This is a genomic window from Nocardia sp. NBC_01388, from assembly GCF_045040085.1.
In the GTDB taxonomy this organism is placed as follows: Bacteria; Actinomycetota; Actinomycetes; order Mycobacteriales; family Mycobacteriaceae; genus Nocardia.
Genome location: NZ_CP109553.1, coordinates 8,652,501 through 8,670,304 on the forward strand (window position 1 = coordinate 8,652,501; position 17,804 = coordinate 8,670,304).

Consider the following 17,804-nt stretch of genomic DNA (forward strand, 5'->3'; position numbering starts at 1 on the left):
GCAGCGCGATTGGGGTCCATTGCCGGATCTAGTCGCTGGCTTGGTGCCGGATCTGGATTCGTGGGTGGCTGCGAATGGAGGACGGGAGGGCGTGCGATTTCTACTCGGTCCGGACGGCTTCCCGGATCTCCGGGTGAATGCCTTCTTCGCATCGGCCAAGATGCGCAATCGGTCGGAGCTGACCAACCGCGATTATGCCCGCGGTGTCTGCCTGTGGCTCAACTTCCTCAACGTCCACGGGCGGCACTGGTGGGAGGCGTGCGAAGACGACGTCGAGGAATTTCAGTTCTGGCGAATGACTGATCCAGCGAACGCTGGACGGGTCCAGGCCACCACGTTCTCCAAGGATCTGGCAGCCTGCAAGAAGTTCTACAAGTGGGCGGCGACCCGCTATCGGGTGATCGACCCGTTCGCCGACGCCGAGGCGCCACGTGCGAAAAGACATGCGTCGGTGAAGTGGTTGGATCCGGCTGGCTTCGCTCGCTGGCGCGACCTCGGCTTGCGCGGATACGACCTGACAGCGGCGGTTGATCCGGCGTGGAAAGGTCGAAACGAACAACGCAACGCTGCCTTTGCAGACGGCCTGGCCGGCACCGGTCTACGCCTGTCGGAGTGGGCCAGCGTGATCGTTCCGGAACTGCCCCAGAACACCGCTGGCCGGGCGTACTTCACCTGCCGACTCGCCGACAGCTGCGGCAAGGGCGGCTACGGCCACAAGTACTGGATGCCCCGCAACATCCTCACCGCCACTCTCGCCTACATCGAGGGGGCACGCGCCAGCGCGATCCGGCGCGCCCAGGCAGCGGGTCGCTATGACACCGTCCCCGGACGCCAGATCGTGGCAGTCGACACGACGCGGGGCGGATCCGTCCGATCGACCGACAGGACCGGGCAGGCGAACCGGACGGCGTTCAACGACCTCGGCCCCGCTGCCCGACGTCGACTGTTCGTCGAAACCGGGCACGGCATAACGCCACTTTCGCTATGGCTCAACGAAGATGGGCTCCCCAGGGACGCTCACGGCTGGCACCACACCTTCACCGACGCCAATGAGCGGATCCACGCGATGGGCTTGGGCGGGTTCACGTGTTCGCCCCATATGGCCAGGCACTCGTTCGCGCTTCGGTGGTATTCGATCGGCAAGCTCGCCACCGCCGGCCGTCTCCACGACCTGACCGAGGACGAAGCCCGCGATTTTCGCGAACAGTTCGGCGACACATGGCATTTGGTGCAAACCATGCTTGGTCATCGATCGGTGGAGACCACGAAAAACGTGTACCTGGAACCGTTTCGCTCGCTCGATGTCGAACTGCTCCTCGCACACGCGGAAGGGTTCCCGATCAGCAAATTCATGGCCGAGGTATTCGCCAGCCATCCTCGGGTGCGCACCGACCCACTGGCGGTGAATCGATGAATCGACGCGGGCGCCACGCGGCGCTGCCATCCATTGAGGTTCCCAAGACCGAGCGCGGCATCTTGGCAAGCGAGGACAGGTTGATGGTCCGCGCCTATGCCCAAGACGGCGGTCATCGCGACTTCGGCTTTGGTGACCTGCCGGTGTCGGGCGAGATTCAAGCAGGGTTTGCGGCAGCGTTCGCCAAGCGGGTGGCGCCGGGCCAGGGACTGACATCGATGAGCCCCATGATCGGCAGCTTCCGAGCGATTGTCCGGTTCGCTCAGCATCTGTCCATGGTGACCCATCCGCCGATCCGGATGCGAGACATCGCGCCGGTCCACATCGACGGGTACCGAATGTCCCTGATGATCGGGACCGCCGGGCAGGAACTGGGCATCCTCAAGCAGACGCTGCGCCGGGCTGACGGCATCAGCGACGAGCTTGCGGGCAAGCTCAAGGAACGCAATCCGCGTCGCGCCGACCGCGCGGTCGCCAAGTGCAGTTACAGTCGCGACGAGTTGCGCCGGATCGCCGACGCCGCCCGGTCCGATCTGCGGGCGGCGACGGTGAGAATACGCGGTAACCGGGAGCTGCTGCGTCAGTTCCGAGCCGGTGATGTTGCGCCGCAACAACTTCGCCGATGCCAGCTGCTGGATTGGGTGGACCGGCATGGGGATGTGCCCCGGCGCGTCAGCGGTGACGGGAAGGAAGTTGTCCGCGAGTGGGTCACCCACAACTTCGGGCGAACCGACGACGTGGTGTGCTGGCTACACCTGTCGACGAAGGAGTGTCTGGCAGCGGCGATTCTGCTGACCGCGATGACCGGCCAAAACCCTAGTGTCATCCTCGGTACTCCGGCCGCGCATCATCGCGCCGACGGCCACACCGGCGCAACGGCGACCGCGATCGTTTCCGCGGTCAAACCGCGCCGTGGGTCTCGCGCACACATGAGCATCGCGCTCAGCGAGGTCCCCGACTGGATCAGCGTCCCCGAGAACCCCGGTGAGTTGTCGACCCGCGACAGGCTGCACACCCCCTTCGGGGTGTATGTGCTGCTGAACGAGTTGACCGCCCGCACTCGCGAGATGATCGACACCGACCGGCTGCTGGTCCGATGGGCCAGCAAGGCGGGCAGCACGATTCAAGGACAGCCCCGGTCCGGTCGCTCGTTCCGGCCGCTGACCGCCAACGCCCAGCAGATCCAGCAATGGGCGGCACAGCACGACCTGATCGCGGATTCCCCCCGACCCGATGCCGAGCCCAGTCGGCTGCATCTGACGCTGGAGCTGATACGCCTGACCTATCTGGAACTGCACCAGAAGCCGGTCGCACATACCGAGCAGACCCTGGCCACCGACTATCTCGCTCGCAATCGCGGCAATCTGCGCGAATACCAGCGCGTAGTGGCGGCGGCGCTGACCGAAGAAGTGGCCAAGGCCCGAACGCGGAGCGTGATGGCAACCCTGTCGGCAGCCCAGATCGAGGCAGCACGCATCGACCCGGAATCGATCGCTGCCCTTCACGGCGTGAATGCCCGAACGCTCGAGCGCATGATCGGCGGCCGGCTCGATACCGTGCTGGCTGCCTGCGCAGACAATACGAACAGTCCGCACTCGCCTGCCGGGCAGCCGTGCCGGGCCTCGTTCATGTTGTGCTTGGAATGTCCCTGTGCGCGGGCGCTGCCCCGGCACCTGCCTGTGCAGGTTCTCGTCCACGATCGCCTGACCGCACGCCGCAGTGAGATGACACCGCTGCGGTGGACTCAGCGCTTCGCCCGCCCCCACGCCCAACTCTCGGACCTGCTCGCCCAGCACGACAGCGCCGTGATCGCCACCGCGCGCGCCGCCGTCACCGACGCCGAGCGCGACCTGGTGAGCCGATTCCTGAGCAGAGAGCTCGATCTGCGATGACCACACACAATCCGCTGCCACTGACTGACACGAATGTGGCGCACCCGGAGCCATCCACGCTGGTGCTGGTGTCGCGTCCGCTGCGGCCAGGAACGAACACCGACCGACTGTCGCGGTTCGGGCAGGACCGATGGGACATCGACCCGGCGATCTTCGAGGACCATTTCTGCGCGCACAGCATCAACTTCGCGACAATCCCGCCGCCCTTGCGACACGAGGTGAAGATCTACTTCTGGCAGCTGCTCAACCACACCGGTGCCGCTCGGCTGCGCGGCGGGAATTCACGGCCGTCGGTGCGCACGGTCATGGCAGCGCTCGGCCTGCTGCGGCCGCTTCTTGCTTGGATGAACGAGCGAAGCCTGACCAGCTTCGGTCAGGTCACCAACCCGATGCTCGACGACTATCTACTTGCCCTCGCCGAGGAGCCGATTCGGCTGCAAATGAAGTACCAGCGGTTGATGGAAGTCAAGCGGTTGTGGTCCTACCGCACCGCTTTGCCGGAGGATATGCGGTTGCCGTCCTCCCCGCCGTGGGGTGGCGAGGAATCGTTCGAGATCTTCGGTCGCACAGTCAATTACATCGAGAACCGTACGCCGAGGATCGCCGAACTCACGATGCAGCATCTGCTGTGGTGGGCGATCCGGTTCGTCGATGACTTCGCCGCCGATATCCTCACCGCCTATTCCGAGCATCTGACGCTGCACGCGCAAGAACCCCAGGAACGAGCCCGTACCGGACGCAGCGCTCGCCCGCCACATGGCGATGTTCCCCGCCGGTTGGACGACTACGCCGCTCGGCTGCGGAACCACGGCGGATGCCTGCCGGGGACACTCGACGACAACGGCGACACAGTCGTGGACTGGCACCATATCGGCCTGATCATCGGCGCGGTCGGCGATACCCTGGGCAGGACCGCCGCCGGGCGCAGGGTCCTCGAGTTGGGGCTCGAGGTGTCCGACCAGGCCGACCTCGATACGCCGATCACCGCACTACTTGACGGTCAACCGTGGCGAGACCGCCCGATCAGCTATCACGAGGCACCGAAAATGGCGCAGCTGTTGAGCACCGCGTGCTTCGTCGTTATCGCCTACCTTTCGGGCGCCCGACCGGGCGAGGTCTTGAATCTGCAGCGCGAATGCCTGGAATACGACGCGGCGAATGATCTGTGGTTGATGCAGGGACTGTATTTCAAGAACGCCGTCGATACCGACGGCAACAAGTTGCCGGCAGGGCAGCAGCGCCGCGTTCCCTGGGTGGTCATCGACATCGTCGCCCACGCGATCGGGGTACTCGAACAGTTGCACCCGCAGCCTCTGCTGTTCCCGACGTGGCTGCAACCCGAGCGGCGGACCCACAACCTCAAACGCCAAGGCAAGGCCCGCACCTCGACCACCATCGCCCGCGACATCACCCGATTCGTCACCTGGGTCAACGACGAATGCCGCCGCCGCGGCCGAACCGATGCGATACCCGAGGACCCGAACGGAGGATTGAACGCCTCACGATTCCGCAGAACCCTCGCGTGGTTCATCCGCCGACGCCCCCGCGGCCTGATCGCCGCGTCGATTCAGTATGGTCACGCACATACCCGAATGTTGCAGGGCTACGCAGGAACCTACGAATCCGGGTTCCCCGACGACTACGCCTTCGAGGACTGGCTGTACCGGCTGGAGAATATCGCCGACGATCACCGCGCGCTCGATGCCAGCGAACACGTCAGCGGTCCGGCCGCCGACGCCTACCGTCAACGCGTCACCGCTGCCGACGGCCAGTTCACCGGACACGTACTGACCAACATTCGCCAAACCCGCGACCTGCTCGGAAACCCGCTGCTGCAAATCCACCACGGCGACGGCATGACCTGTGTATTCGACCCCGCACACGCCGCCTGCCAGATCCGCGGCACCGCCGGTGATCCGCTGGTCACTCCCGATCTTGACGACTGCCGACCCAAGTGCCGCAACATCGCCCGCACCGATCGAGATATCGAGGTGATCCAAGACCGCCACGACTCGCTCGCCGAGGTCCTCGCCGATCCGCTGGCTCCGCCGATCCGGCACGACCGCGAAAAGCACGAATTCCAGCGTCTGGCAAAGATTCTCGAGACACATCGACGATCCGCGAAAGACGAGACCCTGTGACCGATTCATCGACCAAGCACGACGAGGCGATCCGGGCAGCGATCATTGCGGCGATGGAGCGCCTCCTCGCGGGCACTCCGCTGCGAGCCACTGGGCGACTGAGCATCTCGCAGCTGGCCATCGAGGCAGGAGTCAAACGCTGGCAGTTGACCCATCGGCACCTCGACCTGAAAGAACTGTTCCAGGCCAGGGTGAAAGCCGCCACCCAGAAACCGGCGGCGACCTGCCGATGCGGCAGCGACCATCCCCGGTTGCGCGTCGAGCACGCGGTTCTGCTCGAACATGCCGCCGATCTCGAACAACGCCTTGAGCTGTACGCGACCGTGATCAATACCCTCGCCGCCGAGAACGCGATCCTCCTTGGCCGATCACGCGACAACGCTCAGGTCCTTGCACTGCCACGGCCGGGGAACTCTCCATAGTCGTCGTGACGTGGTCATCGACATCGTGCTTTCAGGCGTAGCCTGCGAGGGCGGTGCGCGGCTTGCGGGCCGAGGCCCGAGTGAGCCGCTGCGGGGGCCTATTCCACTTGCATTGAGCGCGGTGCCGTTTCCAGACTGATTCCGAACAGCCGGGCAAGCTCCTTGACGGTGGTTTCGGGGTCGACCGCGTGGACGGTGCCCATTCCCAATTGCCGTGCCGGCTCCAGATAGTGCGCGACATCGTCGACGAAGACGCACTGGGAGGGCTCGACACCGAGGCGGCCGGCGGTTAGCTCGAAGATGGCAGGCTCGGGCTTTCGGAGTCCGACCTCGTGGGACAGCACGACGACGTCGAAACGGGTTGCGAGATCGTAGGGCTGGTACGGGTCGTACCGTCCGGCACCCCAGGAATTCGACAGAACCGCGACACGAATTCCGTTGCGCCGCAGCTGTCCGATCGCTTGGACCACGGCATGCTCGAGGTCGAGGTCGGTCAGGATTCGTTCGAGCAGGCGGTCCGGTTCGACTCCGAGCAGCGGCGCGAGATGGTCGATGAACTGCTGCTGGGTCACCGCACCGCGCTCGAGGTCGGTCAGCAGTCCCTTCGCTCCTCCGTCGAGGGAGAACACACGCTCGAGCGCGTCGGGGGCCAGTACTTCCCTCACGCAGAAGCCGCGTAGCGCGCCGTGGAACGAGGTCGACACCACGCCACCGAAATCGGCTATCAGGGCACGGTATTGAGTCGGGGAGGTTGTCATCTCGCCATTGTTACTGCTGCTCTGGCGGCCAGTGCGTCGTTCCATAGGTCGAGGGCCTCTCGTGCTTTGGTGTGGCGGACCGATCGAGCGATGGTCAGTGCCCGATCCAGAGTGCCGGTGTGCCCGGTGGCGGCGACCAGGACCAGCGCGGCTCGGGTGTCGGCGCAGGCGGCGTCGATGCGGTGCGCATCGCGGTGGGCTTCGGCGCGGTCGATCAGGGCGGTGGCGCGGTGGCGGCGCAGGCTCGGATCCAGTTGTGCGAGAGCGGCATCGAGGAAGTTGACCGCCTTGTTGAATTCGCCCATACGCCGGTAATTGCTGCCCTCGTAGGCGGTGAGTTTGGCGGTGTCGAACGCCCCGATTCCGGAGTAGCGGATGGCCTCGACCGGTCCGGCGTCGAGGGCGATGCGGGCTTCGTCGAGCAGCGACAGGCTGACTCTGACCTCGCCCAGGTCCGCGTGTCGCTCGGAAGCGACCGCGGCGACCCAGCCCCGCGTGATCGGTGAGGCACCTTGTGCGGCAATGGCTCTGGCGGCCTCGGCGTAGTCCAAACCCAGTGCCAAGTCGCCCTCGGTGTTGTAGGCGGCCTGGAAGGCGTGACACGCCATCACCACCGCCTGGAGTTCGGTGTTGCCGCTCTCGCGGGCGGAGTGTTCGGCGACGCGCAGATACGGTGCGCAGTTTCGCCAATCGCCGAGGTCGAGACCGAGGATGATGCCGGCCATGGCCGCCATCTCCCCGACCGTGGTCAGTAGATGGGTGCGGACGGGTTCGGGTTGATCGCCGGGGCGCAGCGCCAGCGCCAGTTGCATGTGGCTGTGCGCGGATCCGAGCAGTTGCGCCGCGGGTGCCATCCGGTAGGCAGCGCGGTAGGTGGACGCTGTGGACCGCAGCCCCTCGGCCAGCCAGACCGGGACCTGTCCTGTGGAGGAAAGCCATTGGGAGGTCAGTGTGGCCGGGACAATGCCGATCCCCATGCCGAGCAGGAACCCTCGACGCCCCAGCGCCACCAGGTCGACCTCCTCCGCCGCGACACCGTCAATGCCGGGGTCCAGAGTAATGGTTTGATCATCATCGGCCAGGGCGTCACGGAACCGGTGACGCTCGTCGTCGGTGAGACCGGCCAGGGCCTGGTCCATCTTCTTCGCGTAGCGGCCCGACAATACGAATTTTTCACCGAGACGTTCGTATTTGCTGATGGTGAACGGTGACATGTCGACCCGTTGCGCGAAGTCGGTTTGGGTCAGCCGTAACGCGTTGTCGCGCAGCGCGAAGACGTGCCTGCCGGTCCAAACATTCTGGTGATCGTGCGACATAGGCTGCCCCTGCCCTCGCTCGCGTCGTGCAAGAAGGATACGACCAACGTGCAAGCCGTGTGCCTTCATTCCCGCAGGTCATCGAGCGATTCTGGAATCAGCACCTGACGCCGGCACCCCGATTGGGGAGAGGGTGATCGGGCCGGACACGACCACCGCGCCCAAGGGGACGTGTCACCCTTCGCGGGCCCGCGACCCCCTCGCCCGGCGTCAGGTGCTCCCGAACGATCGAACAAGGGAGCGTGTCATGGCGATCTCGGTGAGTACAGGCAAATACGACTGCATCGTCGCAGGTGGCGGCGTGGCCGGGCTGATGACAGCGGCACGGCTGAGCGAGCAAGGCATGTCGGTAGCGCTGGTGGAAGGCGCGCTACTCGGATCCGGATCGACGACCCGTAACCACGGCATGGTGCACAGCGGGGCTCTGTACGCACGCTGGCATCCGGAGGTGGTGGGTGCCTGTATGCAGGCGCAGACCGCCTACCGCTCGTCATTTCCGAAACTGCTCGCCGGAACCGAAACCTGCTGGTACATAGGGTCACCCGCGACAATGCACACCTACGACATGCTGTGGCGGCATCACGACATGGCCCAGCGTGAGGTGGATCCGCGCGAGCTTCGCGACGTGCTCGCGGTGCCGGATCCGCTGACGGTGTCGGCCATCGAAGGACACGAACTGCTCATCGATACTCACGGGTTGATCAGTGAATTGGCGGCCCGCTGCGTGAGCAGCGGCGTCGAGGTCATTGTCGGCACGAGGGTGCTGCGAGTCCTCACCCACGACGGTGTAGTCCGCGGGGTCGAGACCGCCGCCGGAGTCATCGACGCCGCGAATGTGGTGGTGTGCACCGGGATCGGCACGCGAGACGTTCTGGAGCGCTCAGGATCGGTGGTCGCGCCGGAGCTGAGTTCGCGGCTGGAAACGATGATGGCGTTCCCCGGGGAATTGCCATGCGCGATCGTCGGATTGGAGTTCGGGTGGCCCGCCCTCGCGCCGTGTGCGGCCGGTGGTTCGGTCCTGGCCTCGCGGTACGGTGCGCCGCAACGCTTCGTGCGCGGCCCAGCCCGCTGGCCGGTACCCGAGCGCGAGATCACCGAGCTGGCAGGTGAACTCAGCACCTGGTTGCGCCCTGGTCTGATAGACACCACCGCTGGGGTGGGCTGGGTGTGCAGCAAAACCGAGCACCTGCGCGGCAGTAGCGACCAATGGGGCACCGAACCCAACTACACGCTGATCGACCATGGTGACCGCGATGGCATCACCGGCTGGTGGACGGTGTTGCCCGGCAAGATGACTCTCGCCTTGCACGCCTCCCGGGCCACCGCCGCCGCGGTGACCGGTACCGAACCGCGTCTCGGGATGCGGCCCCACGACCGCGCAGCATTCGGAGAGGTCGCTGATCTGGTCGACGTCTCCCCGTGGACCGCGCACACCCAAGCGAGCACACGATGATCCCACCGTTCACCGCTGCACTGCCGAGCGAGGAAATCGGTGTTGTTCTCGCCGCCGCCGAGCGAATCCTGCGCTCGGGGCACTTCGTCCTCGGCCCGCACACCGAGGCGCTGGAAGCCGCGGTCGCGGCGATGGCCGGTACCCGGTATGCGATCGCGGTCAACTCCGGAGCGACGGCGCTGGAAATCATCTACCGGACACTGGATCTGCGCGGACGGACGGTGCTGGTGCCGACCAACACCAACTACGCCACCGCTGCCGCCGCACTCGCGGCCGGAGCGCGGGTCGAACTGTACGACGCGGGCCTCTACCCAGGGATGGCCGATCTCGAGCATCGGCTCACCGCCGAGGTCGGCGCGGTGGTGGTCGTCCATATTGGTGGGTACATCAGTCCCGACCTGCCCGCGATCATGGCGTGGTGCCAGCGGGCGGGGGTGCCGTTGATCGAAGACGCCGCCCACGCCCACGGATCCACCCTCGCCGACCGCCCGGCAGGAGGACTCGGGTATGCGGGTGCTTTTTCGTTCTTCGCCACCAAGGTGGTCACCACCGGCGAGGGCGGGGTCATCACCACCGACGACCCGGATCTGGACGCAATGGCACGCCTGTACCGCAACCAGGGCAAAGACAACCACGGCCGCCACGTTGTGACCGGCGGCAGTTGGCGGATGACCGAACTCGGTGCCGCGCTCGGGACCACGCAACTGGACCACCTCGACCGTGACCTGGACCGGCGGCGGGCTGTCATCGACCGCTACAGCGGCACCCTGTCCGGACCAGCGCTCACCTTCCCCGCCTTGCATGGTCAGGTGAGCGGGCACAAGGTCATCGCGCTCCTCACCCCCGGAATCGACCGGAAACAGCTGCGGGACAAGGTGTTCGCTGCCGGGGTCGAACTGGCACGCGGCGTCTACGAGCAGCCGCTGCACACCCAGCCCGTCTTTTCCGCGCTGAACGCGGCTGACCGATTCTCGGTCGCCGACGATTTCGCCGACCGCCATCTGTGCCTGCCGCTGTGGCGGGGCATGACCGACGACATGGTCACCCGGGTCATCGACACCCTCACCACCTGCCTCGAGAGGTGAATTGCGTTGCCCAACATCCTCATTACCGGAGCCGCCGGATTCATCGGCGTCAACCTGCTGCGCCGCATCCACTCCGACCCTGCTTTCGCCGATTACGAGCAGCTGATACTGGTCGATCCGCTGCTGTATGGGGTGCAGAAGATCCCACCGCCGGTCCTCGCTGATCCTCGGGTGCGGTTCGAGCGAACGTCGGTCTACATCCCTGGCGTGGTGTCGCGGCTGGCCGGGCCGGGTGACCTGGTGATCCACCTGGCCGCGGAGGTGAATACCGCCGCCCACCCGCAAAGCGGGGTCGCCGACGATCCGATCGGGTATCTGCGTGCACTCGTCGATGCTCGGATCGGCCGGTTGCTGTTCCTGTCGAGCGCCGATGTCTACGGCCTCAACGACTCCGATGATCTCCTCGAGTCCGACCCGGTCCGCCCGACCACCGTGTACGCCGCGGCGAAGGCGTCATTCGAGGCGTACCTCTCGGCATTCCACGCCAGCGAGGGGCTGCCCACGATCGTGTTCCGGCCGGTCACGATCTACGGGCCGCACCAGCACCCCGGTTGGTTGGTGCCGGTCGCGATCACCCGCGCACTCGCCGGGCAGCGCATCACCGTCTACGGCGACGGCAGCGCGCGCCGCGACTGGATCCACGTCGAGGATATCTGCGACCTGCTCGTCCGCGCGGCCCTGACCGACCGTGACGACGTGCACGGACAGGTGTTCAACGTCGGCACCGGCTCCGAGGACACTGTCGAAGCTCTGGTCAACCACATCATCGACACGATCGCCCACCCCGACACCGGCATCGACTTCGGCCCGGCCCGGCCCGGTGATCCGCCGCGCCAGCTCACCACCGCCCGCAAGGCCCGCGCCACCTTCGGGTGGGCTCCGAAGATCGGATTGCGCGAGGGCCTGGACCGCACCATCACCGCCTACCGCCAATCCGCCACCACCGGTCAGGAGTGACACCGGAATGTATGTGCTCGGGATTCATGGAACATTCGGTCGCGCCGACCACGACGCCGCCGCAGTACTGATCCACGACGACCGCATCGTCGCCGCCGCCGAGGAAGAACGGTTCGTGCGCTACAAGCACGCCGTGGGCCTCATGCCCGACTACGCGATCCGGTATGTGCTGCGCGAAGCAGGGATCAGCATGCGGGAGGTCGATGTGATCGCGTTCCCGCGCGCCACCTGGCTCGACTTCGCCCCCAGATTCGAGGCGTACCTGTGGTACCAGTTCGGGCACGCCCCCGACATCGAGTACGTCGATCACCACCTCGCCCACGCGGCCTCGGCCTACCTGATCTCCGGGTTCGACGAGTCCCTCGTCGTGACCGCCGATCAAGCAGGCGACGGCATCTGCGCGGCCGTATTCCGGGCCGCCGCAGGCAAACTCACCCCCGTCGAAACCGTCCCGTTCCCCGACTCCATCGGCCTGTACGCCGCCGCGATGACCCAATACCTCGGGTATCGCAGCAGCCACGACGAATACAAGGTCATGGGTTTGGCCGCGCACGGCACGCCCTACCCCCACCAATCGCTCATGACCCTCGATGCCGGGCTACCGCACCTGAACACGGCCCTGCTGCACCGTGAGGTCTTTCACCGTCACCCGCTGTTCCACACCGACCAGTTGCCCATGATCGCCTCCGACACCCTGCCCGGCTTCCCCGCTCGGCGCCTGCCCGGCGCCTCGCTGCACGCCGAGCACGCCAACGTGGCCGCCACCGCCCAGGCCGTCATCGAAACCGCCGTCCACGCGCTAGTCGAACGTCACCGCCAACCCGGCGACACGCACCTGTGCGTGGCCGGAGGCGTCATGGAGAACTCCGTCGCCGTCGGCAAACTCCTGACCCACGCAGGGTTCACCGACATCTACCCCGCACCGGCCTGCGGCGACGCCGGCACCGCCCTGGGCGCGGCCCTGGTGGTCGCCGCCGCCCACGGCCACCGGCCCGCGCGACTTGAGAACACCCAGCTTGGACCTGCCTTCACCGAGTCAGACATCGACACCGTCCTGCGGGACTGCGCGATCACCTCCACCGTGACCGACGACCCCGCCGACAGCGCCGCCGAACTCCTCACGCAGGGCCAGATCGTCGCCTGGTTCCAAGGACGGATGGAATACGGGCCACGCGCCCTCGGTGCCCGCTCGCTGCTGGCCGACCCCTCCACCGTCGCGATGAGAGAACGCGTCAATCGCATCAAGCGGCGCGAGGAGTTCCGCCCCTTCGGACCGTCGGTGCTGGCCGAACATGTCCACGAGTTGTTCGGCCGCACCGATATTCGCGCACCGTTCATGTCGTTCACCCTGCCCACCGCCGATCGCGACCCGATCATCGCGGCCACGCATGTCGACGGCACCAGTCGGCCGCAGACAGTGCCAGCGGGCCCCGGGGTGTACCGGCGGCTGATCGAACGGTTCCATGCGTGCACCGGTGTTCCCGCAGTACTGAACACCAGCCTGAACTCCGGGTGGGAACCGATCATCGCCGATCCGGCGCAGGCACTGGCGTTCTTCTTTTCCTGCCCCGCTGATGCCCTGGTGATCGGCTCGCGCATCATCACCAAACGCGACGGGCGGCGGTGACTCTCATGGCCGAGCCACTCGATCTGCTCGCCGAACAGATCGCCACTCACACGCAGTACTCCGAGCACCGATTCGATCTCAGCACCGACGTCCGAACCAGCTTGGCACTCACCGGGACAGAAAGAATCGTTGATATTGGTTGCGGCACAGGACGATTCCTGTGCACTCTCCGCGACGGCGGGCATCGTGGTGCCCTCTTCGGGACCGACATCCGCCCCGCCGCGGTCGCTGCGGTCACCGCGCTCGACGCCATGCACGCAGTCCACGCAGACGCTGCGCAACTGCCGTTCCCCGACGCCGAGTTCGATCGCGCGACCGCGATGCACCTGCTCTACTACCTGTCCGATCCGGCGGCGGGGCTGACGGAAATACATCGAGTAACCCGGACGGGCGGTCGGGTCGCGATCACCCTGAACCACACCGCCACCGCACCCGTGTTGCGGGCGCTGGTCACCGAACACGCTGCCCGGCACGGGTTCGCGGCACGACCGGCATCGCAGGTCTGGGCCGAGACCCCGAACACGACTGCACCACTGGATGTCGATGAGGCCACGGAGTTGATGCGCATCGAATTCGGGCACGCCACCGTGTGGCGGCGAGACAACGCCCTGGTCTTTCCCACCCCCGAAAGCGTGCTGCGGTACGCCGACGTACTCGCCCAGTTCGCGTGCGGTGTCCCCGAAGACTCACCCCACCGACAACGGATCGCGCGCAGCGTCGGCGCCGAGATATCGGACTGGTTCACCCGCCACGGCGGACCGTGGCGGGATTCGAAGGGCTACACGGTGTTGACCGCCACCACCTAGCGTGGGGTCGCCGCCGTGCCAACCTGGCTCCAGTCGAAGCCGAGCTCACCCTTGTCGGCGATGATCTGCTCCCACCAGGCGCGGTGTTCGACATACCAGGCGACGGTCTCGGCGATCCCGCTCGCGAAGTCGTGGGTGGGTGCCCAGCCCAGCTGGGACTCGATCTTGTCCGGGTTGATCAGGTACCGGCGATCGTGGTTCGGGCGGTCCGGGATGTGCTCTATCCACTCGTCCGGGTTCAGGTCGAGCGCGGTGACCACCCGGCGGGCGATATCGAGGTTGGTGACCTCCCAGCGAGCACTGATGTCGAAGATCGGCAACAGCCCCGGCTCGGTCGCCGCCGCGGCCGGGATCGGGTCCAGGTCCGCGTGCAGCACCCGGTGCACCGCGGCACAGTGATCCGCGACATGCAGCCAGTCCCGGCTCTGCAACCCGTCGCCGTAGACCGGGACCTTCTTCCCACGCAACACGTTCGTCACGGCCAGGGGGATCAGCTTCTCCGGCAGCTGGAAAGCCCCATAGTTGTTGGCGCAGTGCGTCATCCGGATATTCATCTCCGGGTAGGTCTGCATGTAGGCGCGCACCATCTGATCCCCGGCTGCCTTCGCCGCCGAGTAGGGTGTCTTCGCATTCAGGGGGGATCCCTCGGTGAACCATTTGTCCCCCTCGGCCAGTTCCCCGTACACCTCGATCGTGGACACGTGCACGTGCGAGCGGACCGGCACCAGACGGCTGCATTCGGCCATCACCTGCGCCCCGAGGGCGTTGCTGCGCATGAACGACGACGGACCCAGAATCGCGCGGTCGTTGTGCGATTCGGCCGCGAAATTCACCACGTAATCGGGCCGGTGCTGCCGATAGAGGGCTTCCATCACCTCGAGGTCGGCGATATCGGCTTTCTCGAAGGTGATGCGGTCGATCACCGAGTCCAGGTTCGCCAGGTTGCCGGCGAAGCCGATGTAGTCCACCGCCACCACCTGGGCGTCGGGCTCCCACTCCAGCAGGTGGTGTACATAGTTCGCGCCGATGAAACCCGCGGCGCCGGTCACGAGGTAGACGGACATGGCTGCCGAGCCTAGCCGAGACCCACGCGAAGATGAGAGTGAGCAGGTTGCAACCCGCAGCTCTACCGACCCGACGACCGAGGCGGCCGGTAAGGATCGTTGATGAGCGCGAGGCATTCAGCGCGATCGCCACAGCGCCGAGCCGATCGTCGGGCAGCTGCCGCAGCCAAAAAGATATCGAAGTCGAACGGCGTGGAGGGGCCACTGCGTTCGGCGACTTCCAGAGCCTCCTGCAACGCGCGCAGGCGAGTTTCACGGTCGTCGACACCAGGTGACCCGTGTTTCTCCACGACCCTGAGGTTACCGATTGCCAGGGATCGTGGCAGGTGCTGCGCCGGTTTCGCCGATCCTCACGAGAGGCTCCACAGCAGCTCCAGCCACGCAGTCCAGTTGAGGCCACACCTTCAGCACCAGCCCGCTGATCAGCTCGACACCCAGCTCAGAGGGATGCAGCCCGTCCGAGCACCACAGGCTATCCGCGACGGGGAGCGGGGACGACGGCTCCCACCCACTCAGCAGGCCGGCCGTCCTCACGAACGCCCGCCCCACATCGACAAACAGTGCCCCGACTCCGGCAGCCACTTCCGCAGCGGACTCGTTGTAGCGGACTATTTCCCGGTTCAAAGCGACGACATCCAGATCCTCACCGTCCGGAGCCCATCCGACAGGAGGCGAACCGATACACATCAGCGCGTTCACCCGATCGCGCAGGAACCCCAGAATCCGGCTGTAGTTAGCAGCGAACTCCGACACCGGAACAGCTTCGGCGGCACGTTGCTGCGCGACCCTGAGCGCGTCATTCGTGCCCATCTCGACCACCGCCACATCGATATCTCGCGTGGCGGTCTGCTCCACCGTGGCGAGCACCGTTCGGGAGTTCGCACCACCCTCACCGTGATTGAAGAACCGAAAGTCATTGTTTGGGTGACGAACTCGCAATGCAAGGGAAACCCTGTGCGCGTAACCACGGCACACCACATCATCGACAACGACCATCTCGCCGACCTGTGGCACACGCGCCGGGTCGGTCATGCGGGAACTCACCGCTTCACGATGCTCGGTCAAACTGGTGCCCCAGAATCCCACGACTACTCGCTTGCGGTCAGCGGCAACCCAATCCGCCGGATCCTCCCTCGCGGCCATAGGCTCATACTCCCGCATGAAGAGAGTCAGCAGGACCAGAACTGTTGCCCGGATCTCGACCTGGCCATCCACTGCGAGCAGCCACTACCCGCCGTCGGGCATCAGATGAACAACAGGTGAATTTCGCTAGAGAACACACGTCATTGATTCCGCAGCCGAGCACCGCGAGATCGGCGCGGGGCTGATCATTGATGGTGGCGTGAACGGCGGCAAGGACATCGCTGGATGTGGCGCCGCCTTGCCCGTAATTGCCGACCGTGAACTCGATGTCGGGAAACCGTGTCGATGCCCAGACGGTGACCGCGTGGACGTATCCGCGGCGACGCCACTGATCCACGGTGACGGTGGAACCGACCAGGGGAAGATCGGCTTGATCGACCAGGCGCGCAGAGAATGCTTCGAAGTGCTCCACCAAACTGGTACCGAACCAGGCGATCCGCAACGCTGTCCGGCCCGACGAGGACACCCCCGGCCGGCTCGAGAACGCACCGCCGACACGGGCGGCGTCGAACTCGGTGACGGAATCCGCCGCCCTCGACGGCACTGGCGTCGAGGGTCCGCAGGTGCGGGCGTGCGTGATGTCGGTGTGGATGCGGTCGACGATCACCTCCAACTCCCAGTCGGCGTCGATGCGGACCTCGTCGGCGAACGGCAACGGTTGCCACCCCCGAAACCACTGCGCCATTTGTTCGCCGGAGAACTCCGCAGCCTGAGGCCGCCCGGCGTGGCGGATCACCGTCTGCTCGAAGGACAGATCGAAACAGTAGTGCAGGGCATGGGCCGCCGAGGCGGTAAGTCGTTGCAGCATAGGGCTGTAACGGTCGGCGTCGAGGATACCTTCCACGATCACCACCAAGTCCCGGGACAACCCGAACATCGCGATCTGCTCGAGCAGATCGATGTTCCTCGCGGCTGGAACATCGAACTCGCGCAGCATCAGCCGCCGAACCGTATCTTGCGACACAACAAGGCATTGCGCGCGCGGGAAGCGTCGCTGGACCGCGCGGGCGGTGGTGGTCTTGCCCGAGGCAGAGTTGCCGCGGATCACGACCAGCACGCTCACCGGCACTGCTGTGGCAGCAGGACAGTGTCGAGTTTGCGAATGAACCGGGGCAGGTGAGGGTCGGTCTCTGGCAGACCATAGGGGTCCAGATCCCACCAGCGGCCCCCGTCGAACTCTGCGGGATCGAGCCGATACTCCCGAGCGCGGTCACCACGAATCGCGAACCACATCGAGATATCGGTGTGGACCGGTGTGGTGCGCACAGTGCCCACGGTCAGGAACAGCGGCCGGTCACCGGCCACATCGAAGACCGGGGTGATACCGAGTTCCTCGCCGGCCTCGCGATGCGCGGCGGCCCAGGGGTGCTCATCGCTCTCGACATGACCGCCATTGGGGAGTTGAAGTTGCGCCAGACGATGGTGTCCGAGGTAGATGCCGCGGGCTTCAGGATCGACCAGCACGACATAGACCGCCAGATGCGGCGACGGCGTTCCGGGCCGGTGTCGCCGGAAGATGTCGTCGGTGCTGTGGAGCCAATCCAAAGTTGTTGCGATGTGCTGTCGTTCGAGCTCGTCGTACGGTGTGATCCGGGTGACGAGGTCGGCGACGATCGCAGTGGCAGGCCGCATAGCGGCGAACCTTACCGCTGCCCTCCGACACATTCGGCGCCTCACACCCGAACCCCCGAACCCCCGGATCGCCGGGGCGCGGGGATATCGAAAC

At 65.8% G+C, this 17,804-nt stretch carries 16 protein-coding genes; 9 read left to right on the plus strand and 7 right to left on the minus strand.

What is annotated here, in order from left to right; all coding sequences use genetic code 11:
- The first annotated feature begins 91 nt into the window (after nucleotides 1-91).
- The 4 genes from OG716_RS40840 (at nucleotide 92) to OG716_RS40855 (ending at nucleotide 5,869) form a co-directional block, all read left to right on the plus strand.
- Nucleotides 92-1,414, plus strand: a complete 1,323-nt coding sequence (locus tag OG716_RS40840) for a site-specific integrase (protein WP_405135503.1) — start codon at nucleotides 92-94, stop codon at nucleotides 1,412-1,414.
- An 83-nt stretch (nucleotides 1,415-1,497) separates the two neighbouring features.
- A complete protein-coding gene (locus OG716_RS40845; protein WP_405140270.1) occupies nucleotides 1,498-3,306 on the plus strand; it encodes a hypothetical protein in 1,809 nt (602 codons plus the stop codon).
- Complete coding sequence (locus tag OG716_RS40850) at nucleotides 3,303-5,447, plus strand: hypothetical protein (RefSeq protein WP_405135504.1); 2,145 nt, start codon at nucleotides 3,303-3,305, stop codon at nucleotides 5,445-5,447. Before OG716_RS40845 ends, OG716_RS40850 begins: the two co-directional genes overlap by 4 nt.
- Nucleotides 5,444-5,869: a hypothetical protein gene (locus OG716_RS40855; RefSeq protein ID WP_405135505.1), complete on the plus strand. Its 426-nt coding sequence runs from the start codon at nucleotides 5,444-5,446 to the stop codon at nucleotides 5,867-5,869. Before OG716_RS40850 ends, OG716_RS40855 begins: the two co-directional genes overlap by 4 nt.
- A gap of 98 nt (nucleotides 5,870-5,967) precedes the next feature.
- Here OG716_RS40855 and OG716_RS40860 read toward each other — a convergent pair whose 3' ends face one another.
- Both OG716_RS40860 and OG716_RS40865 read right to left on the minus strand, forming a co-directional pair.
- Entirely contained in the window at nucleotides 5,968-6,627 is a 660-nt protein-coding gene (locus tag OG716_RS40860) for an HAD family hydrolase (protein ID WP_405135506.1), read from the minus strand.
- Nucleotides 6,624-7,943 carry a hypothetical protein gene (locus tag OG716_RS40865; protein ID WP_405135507.1) on the minus strand — a complete coding sequence of 440 codons (1,320 nt, stop codon included), beginning with the start codon at nucleotides 7,941-7,943 and terminating at the stop codon, nucleotides 6,624-6,626. Before OG716_RS40865 ends, OG716_RS40860 begins: the two co-directional genes overlap by 4 nt.
- A gap of 247 nt (nucleotides 7,944-8,190) precedes the next feature.
- Here OG716_RS40865 and OG716_RS40870 point away from each other — a divergent pair, with 247 nt between their 5' ends.
- Genes OG716_RS40870 through OG716_RS40890 form a run of 5 tightly spaced genes read left to right on the plus strand, consistent with a single transcriptional unit; the run spans nucleotide 8,191 to nucleotide 13,871 of the window.
- The gene (locus OG716_RS40870; protein ID WP_405135508.1) at nucleotides 8,191-9,396 is read left to right on the plus strand and encodes an NAD(P)/FAD-dependent oxidoreductase; all 1,206 of its coding nucleotides are present in this window, start codon (nucleotides 8,191-8,193) and stop codon (nucleotides 9,394-9,396) included.
- Nucleotides 9,393-10,481 carry a DegT/DnrJ/EryC1/StrS family aminotransferase gene (locus OG716_RS40875; RefSeq protein WP_405135509.1) on the plus strand — a complete coding sequence of 363 codons (1,089 nt, stop codon included), beginning with the start codon at nucleotides 9,393-9,395 and terminating at the stop codon, nucleotides 10,479-10,481. Before OG716_RS40870 ends, OG716_RS40875 begins: the two co-directional genes overlap by 4 nt.
- Before the next feature lie 6 nt (nucleotides 10,482-10,487).
- Complete coding sequence (locus OG716_RS40880) at nucleotides 10,488-11,438, plus strand: NAD-dependent epimerase/dehydratase family protein (RefSeq protein WP_405135510.1); 951 nt, start codon at nucleotides 10,488-10,490, stop codon at nucleotides 11,436-11,438.
- 7 nt (nucleotides 11,439-11,445) lie between these two features.
- Nucleotides 11,446-13,065, plus strand: coding sequence for a carbamoyltransferase (locus OG716_RS40885; RefSeq protein WP_405135511.1), 1,620 nt, complete (start codon nucleotides 11,446-11,448; stop codon nucleotides 13,063-13,065).
- Between the two features lie 5 nt (nucleotides 13,066-13,070).
- The gene (locus OG716_RS40890; RefSeq protein ID WP_405135512.1) at nucleotides 13,071-13,871 is read left to right on the plus strand and encodes a class I SAM-dependent methyltransferase; all 801 of its coding nucleotides are present in this window, start codon (nucleotides 13,071-13,073) and stop codon (nucleotides 13,869-13,871) included.
- Here the strand turns inward: OG716_RS40890 and OG716_RS40895 are convergent.
- From OG716_RS40895 to OG716_RS40915, 5 genes are all read right to left on the minus strand, one after another.
- Nucleotides 13,868-14,935 carry a dTDP-glucose 4,6-dehydratase gene (locus OG716_RS40895; protein ID WP_405135513.1) on the minus strand — a complete coding sequence of 356 codons (1,068 nt, stop codon included), beginning with the start codon at nucleotides 14,933-14,935 and terminating at the stop codon, nucleotides 13,868-13,870. The two genes, OG716_RS40890 and OG716_RS40895, sit on opposite strands and share 4 nt — an antisense overlap.
- A gap of 62 nt (nucleotides 14,936-14,997) precedes the next feature.
- On the minus strand, nucleotides 14,998-15,225 hold the full coding sequence (locus OG716_RS40900) for a type II toxin-antitoxin system ParD family antitoxin (protein WP_405135514.1): 228 nt from the start codon (nucleotides 15,223-15,225) through the stop codon (nucleotides 14,998-15,000).
- 10 nt (nucleotides 15,226-15,235) lie between these two features.
- Nucleotides 15,236-16,150, minus strand: a complete 915-nt coding sequence (locus OG716_RS40905) for an SGNH/GDSL hydrolase family protein (RefSeq protein ID WP_405135515.1) — start codon at nucleotides 16,148-16,150, stop codon at nucleotides 15,236-15,238.
- A complete protein-coding gene (locus OG716_RS40910) occupies nucleotides 16,083-17,141 on the minus strand; it encodes an AAA family ATPase (protein ID WP_405135516.1) in 1,059 nt (352 codons plus the stop codon). Before OG716_RS40910 ends, OG716_RS40905 begins: the two co-directional genes overlap by 68 nt.
- Entirely contained in the window at nucleotides 17,138-17,710 is a 573-nt protein-coding gene (locus OG716_RS40915; protein WP_405135517.1) for an NUDIX domain-containing protein, read from the minus strand. The genes OG716_RS40910 and OG716_RS40915 overlap by 4 nt, the downstream gene beginning before the upstream one ends.
- Between the last annotated feature and the right edge of the window lie 94 nt (nucleotides 17,711-17,804).

What these genes read in the sequence shown, in the direction of transcription:
- OG716_RS40890 (WP_405135512.1), top strand. Translation starts at nt 13,071, where the DNA reads ATGGCCGAGCCACTCGATCTGCTCGCCGAACAGATCGCCACTCACACG.
- OG716_RS40885 (WP_405135511.1), top strand. Translation starts at nt 11,446, where the DNA reads ATGTATGTGCTCGGGATTCATGGAACATTCGGTCGCGCCGACCACGAC.
- OG716_RS40895 (WP_405135513.1), bottom strand. Translation starts at nt 14,935, where the DNA reads ATGTCCGTCTACCTCGTGACCGGCGCCGCGGGTTTCATCGGCGCGAAC.
- OG716_RS40875 (WP_405135509.1), top strand. Translation starts at nt 9,393, where the DNA reads ATGATCCCACCGTTCACCGCTGCACTGCCGAGCGAGGAAATCGGTGTT.
- OG716_RS40870 (WP_405135508.1), top strand. Translation starts at nt 8,191, where the DNA reads ATGGCGATCTCGGTGAGTACAGGCAAATACGACTGCATCGTCGCAGGT.
- OG716_RS40860 (WP_405135506.1), bottom strand. Translation starts at nt 6,627, where the DNA reads ATGACAACCTCCCCGACTCAATACCGTGCCCTGATAGCCGATTTCGGT.
- OG716_RS40850 (WP_405135504.1), top strand. Translation starts at nt 3,303, where the DNA reads ATGACCACACACAATCCGCTGCCACTGACTGACACGAATGTGGCGCAC.
- OG716_RS40845 (WP_405140270.1), top strand. Translation starts at nt 1,498, where the DNA reads ATGGTCCGCGCCTATGCCCAAGACGGCGGTCATCGCGACTTCGGCTTT.
- OG716_RS40915 (WP_405135517.1), bottom strand. Translation starts at nt 17,710, where the DNA reads ATGCGGCCTGCCACTGCGATCGTCGCCGACCTCGTCACCCGGATCACA.
- OG716_RS40865 (WP_405135507.1), bottom strand. Translation starts at nt 7,943, where the DNA reads ATGTCGCACGATCACCAGAATGTTTGGACCGGCAGGCACGTCTTCGCG.